Below are 14,508 nucleotides of genomic sequence, written 5' to 3'. Positions count from 1 at the left end.
GGTGCTACAGATCGTAAGTAAAGGACTCGACGTAGGTACTGCCGGTCGCTGGCTTGCCGGCGCCCTTGGACGTCAACGGCACGCTGACATCGGCGCGGGCGTCGCGTTTGTCCTCGACGGCGCTGTCGATGCGGATCTGATACCCGGCATCAATCAGGGTGTCTGCCAGTTCGACGCTGACTTTGAGCGTGCGCCCACTGCCGACACTGGCGCCGCTGACCCCGTCAAACTCGCTCGGGTTCATCCCGCTGCCACGGGCCCAGTCGCCCAGGTGCTTGTAGTACTTGGCCTTCTTGCCGGCCACCCACAGGGTTTTCTGGTACTGGCCGTTGGCGTCGGTCACATAGATCGCCAGGTAGGCATCATTGCCGCTGTAGTCCTTGAGCTGGGTGGTCAGGGTCACTTCCCGGGCCTGGGCCAGACCCGGCAGGGCAATGGCGCCGGCAAGGCAGGTGGCTGCGATGATCTTTTTCATGAGGGTGTCCTTTTGATCGTTAGGTCGAGAGCCTGGACCTGCTTGCTGACAACAACCTGAAGCGCAGGAAAAACTCATCGACAGGAGAGGCGTCATTCGGTGAGCGGGCTGCCGAGGTAATCCCTCGCATCGCCGTCGTCGCGGAAATGGATCTCGAGTGTGCGCAGGCGTAGCGAGGCCGGTGAGTAGCTGGCTTCGATGGCATTGCCTTTACGGTCCAGGCCCTTGAGCTCGTAACAACCGTCGTCGACCTTGATGCGTTGCACGCTCCAGCCGTATTGCCGCTCGACCTGCTGACGCAAGGTGTCGCGCGGTTGCCAGTCGCTCACCGGGTCGCTGCAATCGTCATCGGCCAGGGCGTAACCACTGAGCAGCAGGCTCAACAGCGTGGCATGGGCAATAAAACCTGATTTCATGATCTGTCTCCTGCCGAGGTCGGCGTCTGTGGCATACCCTAAAGTGCATTCCTGACAACCAGCTGAATCTTCAGATTCACGTCAGGTAAGGCGATTAAGGTGCTGCACGACAACCATCACAGGAGGTGCCAGATGCGGGTTTTATTGGTCGAAGACGCAGCGGGGTTGGGGGAAGCGGTGCGCGAACAGATCGCCGATGACGGCCACGCCGTCGATTGGGTGCAGCGTCTGGACCATGCGCGCAACAGCGTGCGCACCACGCCTTATGACCTGATCCTGCTGGACCTGATGCTTCCGGACGGTCGCGGGCTGGATTTTTTGCGTCAGCAACGCTCGGCAGGGGACGTGACTCCGGTGATTATCCTGACTGCCCAGGATCAGATCTCCGATCGGATTGCTGGCCTCAATGCTGGCGCCGACGACTACCTGGTCAAACCGTTCGACCTGTTTGAACTCTCGGCCCGGGTGGCGGCGGTGGCCCGGCGTTACAGCGGCAATCCCAATCCGCAGATCAAGCTCGGTGATTTGCAGGTCGACATGAGCGCCCGCACCGTGCAGCGGGCCGGCGCGACGGTGGACCTCACGGCGCGAGAATGGGCGCTGTTCGAGGCCTTTGTGCAGCGCCCCAGCGCGCTGCTGTCCAAGTCGCAACTGGAAGAGCGGCTGTATGCTTTCGGCGCGGAAATCGAGAGCAATACCATCGAGGTCTATATCAGCCGTCTGCGTAAAAAACTCGGGCGCGACCTGATTGAAACCGTGCGGGGCATGGGCTACCGGTTGATGTCCGCATGAAGCCGTCGTCAAGCCTGCAAAAGCGTCTCGGCCTGGGATTGACGTTGGGCACCACCTTGCTGTGGCTGGCGGCGACCGTCGGCGCCTGGCTGGTGGTGCAACATGAATTGAACGAGGCGTTCGACAGTGCGCTGGAAGAGACCGCGCAGCGCATCCTGCCCTTGGCCGTGCTGGAAATCAGCAACCGGGAAGAACCCCGTGAGGCGCAACATGTCGCCACCCTGAAAATGCACAAGGAATACCTGACGTACCTGGTGCGCGATGCCCAGGGTCAGATCCTGATGCAGTCTCACGACGCCAACCCGAAGATCTTCAACCAACAACCGGCCGAAGGCTTTTCAACCACAAAAAAATACCGTCTGTACGGCGCGAGTGCGCTGCGTGAAACGGTGTTTATCGAGGTTGCCGAACCGCTGGAACATCGCCGTGAAGCGGCACGGGAAGCCTTGCTGGCCTTGTTGTTGCCGTTATTGGCGCTGATTCCCATCAGCCTGTTAGGCACCTGGATGTTTGTGCGCATCAGCCTGCGCAGCGTATTGGCCTATCGTCGTGCCGTGGAGGCTCGCGGGGTGGGTGATCTGTCGCCGATCAACGGGGCGCAATTGCCGGCGGAAATCGCTCCTCTGGCGGAGGCGGTCAATCATCTGCTGGAGCGCTTGCGCAAGGCCTTGGAGACCGAGCGCAGCTTTACTGCCAACAGCGCTCATGAACTGCGTACGCCACTGGCGGCGACCCTGGCGCAAATCCAGCGACTGCACCATGAGGCGCCCGAGGGCCCGTTGCGAGTGCGTGCGGCGAAGATCGAAAACGCGTTGCGCGACCTGGCGCGGCTCTCGGAAAAGCTCATGCAACTGGCCAAGGCCGAAGGCGGTGGGCTGTTGTCCGAAACGCCTCAGGACCTGATTCCGTTGCTGGCCCATGGGGTTGACGAGTGGAACCAACGCAGCGGCCAGCGAATTGCGTTGCAGTTGCCCAGCCAGGCTTGCGTGTACTCGACCATCGACCCGGACGCCTTCGGCATTTTGCTGCGCAACCTGATTGAAAATGCACTGAAGTACGGCGCGTCGGATCAACCGATCGAAGTCAGCCTCACCGAACAGGCCCAACTACGGGTCATCAATGGCGGCCCGGCGGTGCCAGCGTCGGTATTGCAGCACCTGACCGAGCGCTTTGTGCGAGGTCACAGTGAAATCAGCGGTTCAGGCTTGGGCTTGGCGATTACCAAAACCATTGTGCAGGGCGTCAACGCGAGAATGAATTTGGTCTCGCCAGCAACAGGTCGTCGGGATGGCTTCGAGGTGTGCATCTGGTTACCGCTCGCATCAACTATTGAAGTCTGAGGTCGCCTTGGCGCGCGCTCGCGTGCTCGACGTGAATCAGTCCACCCTGACTTGCGATCAGCCTTGTCTTGTTGCTTTTGAAAAGTATGACTGTTTTAGTGTTGAAAGGCGCGTAAATGCGAGCCGTTCTCTACCGCACTTTTAGTAAGTAAGGTAACAACTAATGGATCCAATAAAATAATCGAAACCTCATCTAATTCATCGGGCCAGTTCTCATGCGGCTTACCGGGGAAGTTGACGATTCAAGACGGGCGCGAGTTGCATTCCTTGATGTGCCGTTTGTCGGTGGCCTACTCAAAAAATGAACATCCGGGCCTTTGTGCCCTCTGATTCTTCAGCACGTCGCCATGACCTGCTCCTGCAGCCGCAGAAAAGAAGTGGAAAGCGAATCTCATATGCATTGAATGCAAATCGGCATTTGTTTACCTGAAATTCAGCAGCCAAGACATAAACCGGTTATTGATTCGTCCGTCGAGTCAATGGGTTTGCCGTGCCAAGTCTTTGATTTGGCTAATCTTGCATGAGTGCAGACTGCACGGGGTTTTGAACTTGAGTTAATACTCCGTTGAATTAAGGGTTTGTGCTAACGAATAAGTTGGAGAGAGTGCCGTGACAATAAATACAATCATGAGTCTGCTCGAAAATAAAGAATGCATGGAATTTGTTCGGCTGGGTGTTATTTACACGCACTTGGTCGCGTGTTGTGTGGCCATAGGTTTGGTATTGACCAGCGATATTGCAATGGTAAAGGATCTATCAAAGGGGAAAGTATTCACGGTGCATGATGATGCTCACATGGAAAGCCTCCAGCAGACTGTCATCGTTGCATTGATTGCGTTGTGGGTAACCGGTGCCGCTGTTGTAGGCATTGATTATCTGGACAAAGGAATGGATTATTTTATGAATCCAAAACTTCAAGCCAAAGTGATTATTGTCGTGTTGTTGACCTACAACGGCATCTTGTTGCACCGCCTGGTATTGCCGGCACTGCAAAAGGCTGGCTCCTTGCTCAACCTTGGGTTCAGCGCACGGATGCTGGCGTTGTTCTGCGGCTCGTTGTCGGCAGTGTCCTGGATGTATGCGGCCATGTTGGGTGTTGGACGCCCATTGGCCTGGAAATATTCCCTTGCTGAACTGTTGATGGCTTATCCGGTACTGATTGCGCTGGGCTTCCTGACGATGCTGGCGTTGACTGAGCGAGCGAAACAACAGGACTACTCCGTGCGCCTCAGCGGGTAAGTAGTAAGCGCATGACGCTTGAAACCTTCTCCCTATCCGGCACGAGTCTGATGTCCAAAACGTCAGGAGTGGGCACGCATCGGGATCCTGTGTGGCCCGATCATGGTGCTGTGGTTTGTGGTGTTGGGCGCGCTCGGAATCTTCGGCATTTTGCAGCGGCCCGAAGTGTTGCAAGCGCTCAACCCTGTTTGGGCGGTGCAATTTTTCGTGGTACATCCGGGAATGGGTGTGGCGATTCTGGGCGCCGTCGTGTTGGCATTGACCGGTGCTGAAGCGCTGTACGCTGACATGGGCCACTTTGGTCGCAAACCGATTTCCCGTGCATGGTTCATTCTGGTGTTGCCCGGGCTGGTGCTCAATTATTTTGGCCAGGGTGCCCTGATCCTGGAGAATCCGGAGGCGGTGCGCAATCCGCTCTATCTGCTCGCGCCGACCTGGGCACTGCTGCCGATGGTCGCGCTTTCCACACTGGCGACCATCATCGCTTCCCAAGCAGTAATCTCTGGTGCTTTCTCCCTGACACGCCAGGCCATCCAGCTCGGCTACGTCCCTCGGATGTTTATCCAGCACACTTCCAGCCAAGAGCAGGGACAGATTTACATCGGCACGGTCAAATTGCCACTCAATAGGGTGATAGAACTGGGGACTCAGGTGGAGATGTGAGGACGAGCACGACCGCCTTTGCAGCCCACTCCCTCTGAAGCACCCAGTTGGTAGAGTTGGCAAAACTGCTGCCAACATCTTCGGGTTAAAGAGAAAAGAGTTCTTCGGCAATCTCGTTCACTACGCTATCTATGGAACAACGGTCCACACTCCGTTGTAAAAGGGGATGCCATGAGTAGCGCAGTTGAGACTGACAATCGTCGCATCGCGTCTGCATACCTCGAAGAAGTCGAAACGATTGTCCATAGGCTGGATTCTGACATTCGTGCGGGCTTGTCCAATGCGCAGGCTCAAATGCGCCTGTGCCGTGACGGGGCCAATGAGTTACGCACTCAACCTGTAAAACCCGCCTGGCATTACTTGCTCGCGCAATTTCGGGATCCGCTGGTTTATCTGCTGCTTGTCGCAGCGACCATTACCTTGGTCATCTGGTTCCTTGGAGAGGGGCGAGAATGGCCTGTTGATGCGGTGGTCATCACGCTGATTGTGCTGGCTAATGCGCTTTTGGGGTTCTTCCAGGAAGCCCGCTCGCAACGAGCGGTTGCGGCATTGGCCAAACTGACTCAAACCACGTCCTCCGTCATTCGCGACGCAGTGTTGTCGCGCATCCCCAGTCACCAACTGGTGATCGGTGATCTGCTGGTGTTATCCGAGGGCGACTCGGTGGGTGCCGATGCCCGACTTATTCAGGCCAATGCCTTACGGGTACTGGAAGCATCGCTGACTGGAGAAAGTGAAGCAGTCTCGAAAAATGCAGCACGTTTGCGTACCGAAGTGCCTTTGGCAGAGCGCTCCAACATGGTGTTCAAAGGCACCGCCATCGCCCAGGGTTCGGGGCTCGGCGTCGTCACTGCGATCGGTATGGCGACTGAAATCGGTGCGATCGCTCATCTGCTCGACGTCACCCAGGAAGAGGTCACGCCGCTGCAAAAGGAAGTGCGCGAAATAGGGCGGATGCTCGGTATTGCTGTTCTGGTCATCGCTTCGGTTGTCGTCATCGCTGTGCTGATGCTCACGGATATTCACAGTGCTGACGACGTATTGCGGGTTCTGCTGTTGGGGGTGTCTCTGGCGGTGGCCGCGGTGCCTGAAGGGCTGCCTGCCGTTCTGTCATTGGTGCTCGCTTTCGGTGTGCAAAGGATGGCTCGCAACAAAGCCATCATCAAGCAACTGTCCTCGGTGGAAACCCTGGGGTCGGCATCGGTCATCTGCACCGACAAGACTGGCACGCTGACTCGTTCCGAAATGACCATCCAGCAAACCATGACGGCATCCGGCAAAGCGGCGGTCAGCGGTGTCGGTTACGCCCCGCAGGGCCAGATACATCACCAGGACCAGCCCATGACTTGCGGCCCGGTGCACAGCGAAAATGTCCTGTTGTTACGCGGCGGAAGCCTGGCAGGCAATGCCGCGCTTGCGCAGCAGGAAGATGGCACCTGGGTGATTCAGGGTGATCCGACCGAGGGTGCCTTTCTGGTGGCTGAGCGCAAACTGGATGCACCTGCACGCAGCATCGAACGCTTCGAACGCGTGGCAGAAATACCGTTTACCTCCGATCGCAAAATGATGTCGGCACTGGTCATCGATCACGAGCACAGCGATGAGCAGCTGCTGATCAGCAAGGGGGCGCCGGATGTACTCCTTCAACATTGCACACAGGTTCAAGTCGGGATGGATGTCGTGCCACTCACCGACGACCTTCGTGCAAAAGCCTTGGCCGATGTGAATGAGTTGTCGGGGGCCGCGTTGCGCACACTTTCCGTGGCGTACCGTCCTTTGGCGGCCGGTGAAGCTGTTGCGGCCGGTGAATCCCTTGAGGCAGGGCTTATTTTCATCGGTACGGTCGGCATCATCGACCCACCCCGCAAAGAAGTCGCACCGGCCATTGCCGAGGCCCATCGAGCAGGCATCCGCATCATTATGATCACCGGCGACCATCCGCGAACGGCGGCCCGCATTGCCGAGGATCTGGGCATCATCCAGGCCGGTGCCGGTGCGTTGACAGGTGCCGATCTGGATAAGCTGGACGATGAGGCTTTGGCCGAGGCGGTTAAATCGACCTCTGTTTACGCCCGTGTTGCACCATCGCATAAGTTGCGGATTGTCGATGCGCTTCAGGCGCAGGGACATGTGGTGGCGATGACCGGGGATGGTGTCAATGACGCACCCGCACTTAAGTCTGCCGATATCGGCATTGCCATGGGCATCACCGGCACAGAGGTGACCAAGCAGGCAGGGAAAATGATTCTGGCTGACGATAACTTCGCGACCATTGTGTTGGCCGTTCGCGAAGGGCGCGGGATTCTGGACAATATTCGCAAGTTCCTTCGTTACTTGCTGTCTTCCAACATGGGTGAAGTACTGACGGTCTTTCTTGCCGTCGTCGGGGCCGGCGTCGTCGGCCTGGTGGATGAGGAGGGCGGGATCATCCTGCCGCTGCTGGCCACCCAGATTCTGTGGATCAATCTGATCACGGATGCGGCGCCTGCCATTGCCATGGGCATTGACCCGCACAATGATGACGTCATGACGCGTAGCCCGCGCAAGCCTACGGACAGAATCATCGATACACGCATGTGGCTGGGCGTGCTGCAGGTGGGGCTGGTCATGGCGTTGGCGACTTTGTTGACGGTCGACTGGATGCTGCCAGGAGGGTTGATACCGGGGACCGATTCGCTGGATACGGCGCGCACCGGTGGTTTTACGGTCCTTGTATTGGCCCAGCTATTTAACGCACTGAGTGCTCGCTCGGAGTCAGCCAGTGCATTCGTCGGGCTGTTCGCCAATCGATGGCTCTGGGGGGCAATTGCCCTGGCAGTGGCCTTGCAGATTGCAGTGGTGCACTGGTCGCCACTCAACAAGGCTTTCAGCACGAGCGCATTGACGCTGAGCCAGTGGGGGTTTTGTTTGGCAATGGCCAGTGCGGTCTTGTGGTTTAGCGAATTGCGCAAACTTGTTTTGCGGTTGAAGGGCCCTGTATGAAAAAAGGATACGTGCCAAAGGTGCTGACAGTTCAGCATGGTCCATACGGAACAACTCCTGGCCCGGCGTTGCGCGTTGATTGAGCCCGATAATTCTGGCTTGTCACTACGGTATCGCATAGACCTTGAACAGCTTTTTGGCCGTGTCGCTGGCACCACCCAGGTATTTGTCGAATGCCTGCTCAATCTCGCCGGAGCGATACATTTCACTCAGTGCGGTGTCGACCAGCAAGCGGAAATTTTCATCGTCTCGATCCACCGCCATTGCAGTCGGCGCGTACTCAAAAATGCGATCCAGCAGAACCAGATTTCCTGCGGAGTGATGTGTACTGAGGAGGTTCTTGAGCATCATGCGTTCCGCGAAGAAGGCATCGGCTTTGCCTTCGGCAACCCGTTCAAGGCCTGCGTCAGTGTTTTCTGCGGTGACCAGAGTGGCCACCACACCCAGTAATCGCATCTGCTGACGGATCCAGGTCTCGGTAACTCCGCCAGCAGTGGTGGCATAGGTTTGGTTGGACAGCCCGCGATTGACAGTCGCTCGCCAGGTTGGCCCGGTACGAGCCACCTTGCCGTTAAGCACATTGAGCAACGCCTCTGATGCATCCTTGCGCACCACGACCGAGAGGCCGGCCGTGTAGATCGGTACCGAGTAGCTCACAGCCTTGCGCCGCTCCAGTGTGGGAGGGGTCGGCGTACAAAGAATGTCGATCTTCCCGGAGCTGACGGCGCTCATCTCGTCGGTGACCGTGACGGGCTGGTAACGTATTTGCAACCCGGGCAAACCCAACTCGGTCTTGACCTTGTCGGCGATTTTCAGACAGAGATCGATGGCATAACCGCTGGCTTTATCGGCAGCCTGGACGCTAAAAGGTGCAACGTCCGGCAGGTAGCCGAGGGTGAAGGTATTGCTCGCCCGCACGCGTTCAAGCGTATTGGCGTCAGCCAGTACCGGTACCAGCGTGAGCAGGCAAACGAGCAGCAGGTTGTTGGCTTTGGTCAGTTTCACGTTCATATCCTGGTTCCCCGAATTCAGAGGTTTGTGCAGTCCTGAAAGCAACGGTCAAGGGTTGTCGGCCCGGGTCTGAGCGGTTGGAGATGGGTCGACGAAACGTTTGGCGAGGAAACCGTAGAGCAGGTAGCCGAACACCAGGACGAGGGTGCCGCCGAACACGGCGTCTCTGCCGCAGGCATACAGGGCATACAAGGAATAGGCCACGGCAACCAGTAACAATATGGTGTTGCGGGTGTATACGCCGGCACTGACGTTGGCTTTGTACATCATGACCAGCAGGCCGGTGGCCGCCGTCACATAGGGAATCAGGTTGGTCACTGCCGCCAGGCTGACGAGTTTTGCGAATTGGGCACTGGCGTTGGGCGAAATGGTCGATAGCGCCAACAAGGTCTGCAACACACCACAGACCAGCATTCCGACTATAGGGGCGTTCCGTGCGCTGACCTTGCTGAACAGTTTCAGGAACATTCCTTGGTCAGCCGTCATCTTGGCGGTTTGCGCCAGGGTGAACTGCCAGCCCAGCAGCGAACCGACACAGGCCATCACCGCCAGCGCCATGATGATGTTGCCGACCGTGGGGTTGAACATGTGTGCATAGACGAGCGCGAAAGGGGCCGATGAGTTGGCCAGTTCGGCATTGGGTATGATCCCCTGAATAACCGTGGTCGACAGCACATAAACCACTGCCGCACCCAGCGTGCCAAACAGGCAGGCCAGCGGCACGGTGCGTTTGGGATCTTCCACTGCATCGGAGGCCTGTGCCGCCGACTCCATACCGAGGAAGGCCCACAGGGTCAGGGGAATCGCCTTGCTGATGGCTTCGGAGATGGGCAGGTTGTTCGGGTTCCAGGCGGCAGCCAGCACATCGGGCTTGAACCAGAACCAGCCGATGATGCTCAAGCCGGCCACCGGAATGATCACACCCCACACGGTAATCGCACCGATCTTGCCCGTGATGCCGGGGCCGCCAAAATTGGCCACGGTGGTCAACCAGAGCAAGCCGACTGTTCCGACAAACAGCGGAATGGCGCCACTCCCCAGCCACGGCACGAACGATGTCATGTACCCCACTGCGGAGATGGCGACCGCTACGTTGGCGATGGCCAGCGAAAGGAAGTACAGATACGAGCAGAGGAAGAATCCTGATTTGGCGTGCGCCTCTTCGGTGTAGGCGGATAACCCGCCTGAGCGCGGACAGTAGATGCCGCACTGGGAAAAGCAGTAAGCAATGGCCATGGAACCGACGGCAGTGACGATCCATGACAGCAATGAAACGGCCCCGAGTTGGGCCATGCTCGTCGGCAACATGATGATGCCTGAGCCCATCATGTTCACCGTCACCAGTGTGGTGAGCCCCATGAGGCTCATTTTCTTGCTTGAGTCGGCCATCGGAAACTCCTTGATCTGCTCAACGCATTGACCCTGAATCCGGCGCTTGACTGCTTGTCGTCGGGTTAGGGGCTAAACCTGGTTTTTGACCACATAGACCTTGTAGGTTGGCCGACCCTGGTTATCACGCTCGATTTCCACGCCATGATTGTCATGCTCGAAACCCGGGAAGTGGCCATCGAACAGTTCCATCGCCAACAGGTAGTCGACGATGGCCTTTTTATCGGCGCCGGCTTTTTCGCCGGGCATCATCAATGGAATACCCGGCGGATAAGGGACGATCTGCACGGCTACGGTGCGATCGATCATGTCTCGCACGGCGATTTGCTCAATGTCGCCTTTCACCAGCCTGGCATAGGTGGCTCGAGGCGAAACGACCGGGTCCGGCAGCAAGGTGTAGGCCGCATCCATGTTGCGTAGCATCTGCGAGCTGATCATGTCCTGGTGCATGGCTTCGGCGAGGTCCTTGAGCCCCATGCCGCTATGGCGCTCGACATGGTTGTCGACCAGATCGGGCAGGACTTGCTCCAGCGGTGAATTGCGCTCGTAATGTTTCTTGAATTCCATCAGGCCGGCGATCAGAGAGCCCCATTTGCCTTTGGTCACGCCGAGGCTGAACAGCACGAGAATGGAATACGGCTCAGTCTTCTCAACCACGATGCCGCGACTGGAGAGGAAGGACGACACCAGCGGCGCGGGGATGCCACTGTTCTCCATTTGACCGTCGAGCCTCTGGCCAGGCGTCAGCACCGTGACCTTGATCGGGTCCAGCATGCAGTAGTCGGCGCCCAGGTCACCGAAGCCATGCCAGCTGGCCGCCGGTTTGAGCACCCAGGCATCGCCATGGCGTAAAACTTCAGGGTCGAGTTCGGCAAAAGGTACACCGTTGACTTCATCGGGTTGCCAGACCCCGAACCACCAATCCTTGCCATTGCGCTCACGGATTTCGTCGCTCAGGCGAGCCATGGCCTGGCGAAAGGCAATGGCCTCGTCGATGGATTCATCGGTAAGGTAGCCCCCTGCGTCGTCCATCATTTTCGACGAAACATCGATCGAGGCGATGATGCTGTACTGCGGTGACGTGGAGGTGTGCATCATGAAGGCTTCGTTGAACAGAGCCGGCTTGACCTCAACCTTGCCCGAGCGGACATGGATCATCGAGGCTTGTGAAAGCGCCGCCAGTAACTTGTGGGTGGAGTGGGTGACGGTGGCGTCGTCCGGATGGCGTTCGCCACGGTGCATGCCATAGCGGCCTTCGTAGAGTGGGTTGAAGCGCGCATAGGCATACCAGGCTTCGTCGTAGTGGATGCGGTCGACGCTCTGGCTCAGCTCGCGGGTGGTGGCCTGCACGTTGTAGCAAAGGCCATCGTAGGTCGAGTTCGTCAGCACCGCGAGTACCGGGCGGGCCTGCTTATTGGTGGCCAACGGGCTGTCAGCGAGTTTGCCGGCAACGGCAGCCGGGGTCAGTTCCGAAAGGGGCACCGGCCCGATCAGGCCCCGCGCATTGCGCCTTGGGCGTAGGTACAAGGGCACCGCCCCCGACATATTCAACGCATAGTTCAACGACTTGTGGCAGTTGCGATCAACCAACACGGCATCGCCGTCGGTCACCGCTGAATGCAGGACGATCTGATTGCTCGCCGAACTGCCACCGACCGAGAAAAAGGTGAAGTCGGCACCGAACACGCGCGCAGCGAATTTTTCCGCGTCATTCACCGGGCCCGAGTGGTCATTCAACGAACCCAATTCGCCGACTGAAACACTGAGGTCGGAGCGCAGCATCTGCTCGCCGTAGAAGTCGAGGAACGTACGCCCGACCGCGGTCTTCATAAATGCCGTGCCGCCGGTATGGCCAGGGGTGTGCCAGGCTGGACACTGCGCACCAGGATGTTGTCGTCGGTTTCCAGGGCATTGGCCACGATCAACACGGTCTCGAGTGGGTGGCCATCGTATTCGGCGTTGTTGCGCGGGAGGTCGACAACGCCATTTACCGGCAACAAAGCGTCTTGCAGTTGCTTATAGATGTCGGCTTGATCGAGAGCGACAAACGCTCTGGAAGTGCGAAAGCAATCATGAACCGAGTTGCTGGCGGCGATCTTTAAGTAGTGCACAACATCACCTCCAGCTGGCGCACGAGCACCTGCTTTTAATGGCGGTAAATATGCGGGTTACTTCAAAAAACCCTGATTAAAATAACTGGCAATGTTGGTGGGTGTAGACCATCATGATCAGTCGGTATTTTTTTCTCCAGTACCCTGGTAATCCTTGTGTATCAAGCGTGATAGAGCGTTTTTACCGAGCCAGATACAGCGTGCTGATCGAGCGGCTGACTATTAGAAAACGTTCCTGGCGACAGAGAATTATTCCCAGTCGCTCCCAGAGAATGAGGTGCATTAATTCTTGAACTCAATCGCTCAACGAATGACTCAGCTGCAGCAAGGCTGCGGAAACTTGCAACCCACCGATCCATGTGAACCCACCAGAGATTCTGCACAGGATCTTTTTCAAGATGAATGTTCATTTTCGGCGCTCGGCGATACAGGGTTTCAATCATCCTGACCTGTGCGGAGTCATCCTTTGTTCATCCAAGTACGATGACGGTAGCCATTCGTGCTGTTGATCTTTCTGTTTTTTAGTCTGTACTCGAACAACCGGCAAACTGTTGATAAAAATCAACCCTTCTGGACTGTTTTCAATAGCTCAATACCGCGTGTCGGATTCCTGCACGGGTGCCGCATCAATTGAATATTGGCCGGCGGCATTCTGAGCATGGTCTTTTTTCGCTGACAGTTGCCGTCAACTTGTCCGCTTTGGTCACCCAACCACCACCTGTCGCCTTGTAAACATCGATCATGGCGGTGAACACCGAACCCCGGGTCTGGGTGTAATTCAACTCGGCATCGAACAAGCTACGTTCGGCATCCAGGACTTCAATGTAGCTGGTGTATCCATTGTCGTAGCGCAGTCGTGCAAACCTGGTGTAAGTCCGCAGCGCGTCGACCTGACCGGCCTGGGAAGCCATCTGCTCACGGGATTTGCTCGCCGCGACCAACGCGTTTTCCACATCCCTGAAGGCTGATTGAATCGACTGTTGGTAGACCAGCAAGGTTTGTTGTTGAAAGGCCTCGGTCTGTTGGACTTGGCCGGCGATCCCGCCAGCGGTGAAAATAGGCATGCTCGCGGCGACACCATAGGACCAGGCGGCGGCCGGTCCGGTGAATAAATTCGAGAGTTGGTTACTGACTGAGCCCAACAGCCCGGTCAGGGATATCGTCGGGAAGTACAGCGCCTTGGCGGCACCGATTTGGGCATTGGCGGAAATCAGGTTCAGTTCGGCCTGACGTAGATCGGGGCGTCGCTCCAGCAAGTCCGAAGGCAACCCGGCGGGGACCGAGGGCAGGGTCAGTTGCGTCAGATCACGGCCTCTGATGATAGGTCCCGGATTGCGTCCAAGCAGCACCGCCAAATTGTTTTCCTGTTGCGCCACCTGGGACTCGAATTGCGATACAGAAGCTTGGGTGCGCTGGAATTCGGAGAGGTTTTGCGCCAGTTCCATTTCGGAAATGGTGCCGGCGCCAAAGCGCAGTTTAAAAATTCCGTAGGAGTCGCCACGGGCCTTGGCGGTGGTGCGGGCGATTTCCAGTTGCCGGTCAAGATCGCGAAGTGCGATGTAGCTGGATGCCACCGAGGACACCAGGCTCAGAATGACCGTACGCCGACCTTCCTCCGAGGCCAGCAAGTCAGCACGCGCCGACTCATTGAGCCGTCGTAAACGACCCCAGACGTCCAACTCCCAGCTCACATTGAGGGTCGCCTGGTAGTTTTTGTAAATCGGGTCGACGCCGGAATCCAATGGCACCGGGCCGTTGTCGCGCGGAGCTCTGGAGCGACTGCCTTGCGCCCCGACGCCGATTTGCGGAAACATCTGCGAGCGCACCACTCCGTAACGCCCCTGGAATTCCTCGACCCGGGCGGCGGCAATCTTGATGTCTTTATTCTCGGCCAGCGCACTGCGGATCAAGTCATTCAGGACCGGATCCTTGAACTGTTCCCACCACAGGGTGTTGGACAGATTGTTGGCCTCCTGGTCCGCATAGCGATAGGCAGCGGGTGCGTCTGTGGCAGGGCGCTGGTAATCCGGGCCGAGCATACAGCCCGTCAGGCCCAGACAAATCAACAGCGGGAGATGAAGTGTGCGCAT

At 57.5% G+C, this 14,508-nt stretch carries 12 protein-coding genes and 1 pseudogene; 5 read left to right on the top strand and 8 right to left on the bottom strand.

The window, feature by feature from the left end; genetic code table 11:
- Positions 1–4: 4 nt before the first annotated feature.
- Both BZ163_RS26975 and BZ163_RS26970 read right to left on the bottom strand, forming a co-directional pair.
- Positions 5–475: a DUF2271 domain-containing protein gene (locus tag BZ163_RS26975; protein WP_077182690.1), complete on the bottom strand. Its 471-nt coding sequence runs from the start codon at positions 473–475 to the stop codon at positions 5–7.
- Positions 476–567: 92 nt separating this feature from the next.
- On the bottom strand, positions 568–891 hold the full coding sequence (locus tag BZ163_RS26970; protein ID WP_128873433.1) for a PepSY domain-containing protein: 324 nt from the start codon (positions 889–891) through the stop codon (positions 568–570).
- A gap of 132 nt (positions 892–1,023) precedes the next feature.
- On the opposite strand from BZ163_RS26970, the gene BZ163_RS26965 reads away from it, so the two are divergent.
- The 5 genes and pseudogenes from BZ163_RS26965 (at position 1,024) to BZ163_RS26945 (ending at position 7,907) form a co-directional block, all read left to right on the top strand.
- Positions 1,024–1,683 carry a response regulator transcription factor gene (locus tag BZ163_RS26965; RefSeq protein ID WP_064677633.1) on the top strand — a complete coding sequence of 220 codons (660 nt, stop codon included), beginning with the start codon at positions 1,024–1,026 and terminating at the stop codon, positions 1,681–1,683.
- Positions 1,680–3,023 (top strand): HAMP domain-containing sensor histidine kinase, encoded by a 1,344-nt coding sequence (locus BZ163_RS26960; RefSeq protein WP_128873432.1) that lies wholly within the window; start codon positions 1,680–1,682, stop codon positions 3,021–3,023. Before BZ163_RS26965 ends, BZ163_RS26960 begins: the two co-directional genes overlap by 4 nt.
- 609 nt (positions 3,024–3,632) lie before the next feature.
- The gene (locus BZ163_RS26955; RefSeq protein WP_128873431.1) at positions 3,633–4,262 is read left to right on the top strand and encodes a hypothetical protein; all 630 of its coding nucleotides are present in this window, start codon (positions 3,633–3,635) and stop codon (positions 4,260–4,262) included.
- 72 nt (positions 4,263–4,334) lie between these two features.
- A pseudogene (locus BZ163_RS26950) lies at positions 4,335–4,886 on the top strand (KUP/HAK/KT family potassium transporter); the annotation flags it as partial.
- A 210-nt stretch (positions 4,887–5,096) separates the two neighbouring features.
- Complete coding sequence (locus tag BZ163_RS26945) at positions 5,097–7,907, top strand: cation-translocating P-type ATPase (protein WP_128873430.1); 2,811 nt, start codon at positions 5,097–5,099, stop codon at positions 7,905–7,907.
- Positions 7,908–8,012: 105 nt separating this feature from the next.
- Here BZ163_RS26945 and BZ163_RS26940 read toward each other — a convergent pair whose 3' ends face one another.
- The 6 genes from BZ163_RS26940 to BZ163_RS26915 all read right to left on the bottom strand — a co-directional run bounded on the left by BZ163_RS26940 (position 8,013) and on the right by BZ163_RS26915 (position 14,508).
- Complete coding sequence (locus BZ163_RS26940; protein WP_128873429.1) at positions 8,013–8,918, bottom strand: amino acid ABC transporter substrate-binding protein; 906 nt, start codon at positions 8,916–8,918, stop codon at positions 8,013–8,015.
- 48 nt (positions 8,919–8,966) lie between these two features.
- Positions 8,967–10,307 (bottom strand): putrescine-ornithine antiporter, encoded by a 1,341-nt coding sequence (gene potE, locus BZ163_RS26935; protein WP_128873428.1) that lies wholly within the window; start codon positions 10,305–10,307, stop codon positions 8,967–8,969.
- A gap of 72 nt (positions 10,308–10,379) precedes the next feature.
- Positions 10,380–12,137, bottom strand: a complete 1,758-nt coding sequence (locus BZ163_RS26930; protein WP_256579144.1) for an arginine decarboxylase — start codon at positions 12,135–12,137, stop codon at positions 10,380–10,382.
- Positions 12,134–12,418 carry a hypothetical protein gene (locus BZ163_RS26925; protein ID WP_128873427.1) on the bottom strand — a complete coding sequence of 95 codons (285 nt, stop codon included), beginning with the start codon at positions 12,416–12,418 and terminating at the stop codon, positions 12,134–12,136. Before BZ163_RS26925 ends, BZ163_RS26930 begins: the two co-directional genes overlap by 4 nt.
- A gap of 161 nt (positions 12,419–12,579) precedes the next feature.
- Positions 12,580–12,828, bottom strand: a complete 249-nt coding sequence (locus tag BZ163_RS26920; RefSeq protein WP_128873426.1) for a hypothetical protein — start codon at positions 12,826–12,828, stop codon at positions 12,580–12,582.
- A 216-nt stretch (positions 12,829–13,044) separates the two neighbouring features.
- A complete protein-coding gene (locus tag BZ163_RS26915; RefSeq protein WP_128873425.1) occupies positions 13,045–14,508 on the bottom strand; it encodes an efflux transporter outer membrane subunit in 1,464 nt (487 codons plus the stop codon).

It is taken from the genome of Pseudomonas sp. VI4.1 (assembly GCF_002029345.1).
Classification (GTDB): Bacteria; Pseudomonadota; Gammaproteobacteria; order Pseudomonadales; family Pseudomonadaceae; genus Aquipseudomonas.
The sequence above is the reverse complement of the archived record's forward strand: the minus strand, read 5'-3'. Positions and strand labels throughout refer to the sequence as shown.

Coding starts and splice junctions, on each gene's coding strand:
- BZ163_RS26920 (WP_128873426.1), bottom strand. CDS start 12,828: ATGAACATTCATCTTGAAAAAGATCCTGTGCAGAATCTCTGGTGGGTT.
- potE (WP_128873428.1), bottom strand. CDS start 10,307: ATGGCCGACTCAAGCAAGAAAATGAGCCTCATGGGGCTCACCACACTG.
- BZ163_RS26970 (WP_128873433.1), bottom strand. CDS start 891: ATGAAATCAGGTTTTATTGCCCATGCCACGCTGTTGAGCCTGCTGCTC.
- BZ163_RS26975 (WP_077182690.1), bottom strand. CDS start 475: ATGAAAAAGATCATCGCAGCCACCTGCCTTGCCGGCGCCATTGCCCTG.
- BZ163_RS26930 (WP_256579144.1), bottom strand. CDS start 12,137: ATGAAGACCGCGGTCGGGCGTACGTTCCTCGACTTCTACGGCGAGCAG.
- BZ163_RS26960 (WP_128873432.1), top strand. CDS start 1,680: ATGAAGCCGTCGTCAAGCCTGCAAAAGCGTCTCGGCCTGGGATTGACG.
- BZ163_RS26940 (WP_128873429.1), bottom strand. CDS start 8,918: ATGAACGTGAAACTGACCAAAGCCAACAACCTGCTGCTCGTTTGCCTG.
- BZ163_RS26945 (WP_128873430.1), top strand. CDS start 5,097: ATGAGTAGCGCAGTTGAGACTGACAATCGTCGCATCGCGTCTGCATAC.
- BZ163_RS26915 (WP_128873425.1), bottom strand. CDS start 14,508: ATGCGCACACTTCATCTCCCGCTGTTGATTTGTCTGGGCCTGACGGGC.
- BZ163_RS26965 (WP_064677633.1), top strand. CDS start 1,024: ATGCGGGTTTTATTGGTCGAAGACGCAGCGGGGTTGGGGGAAGCGGTG.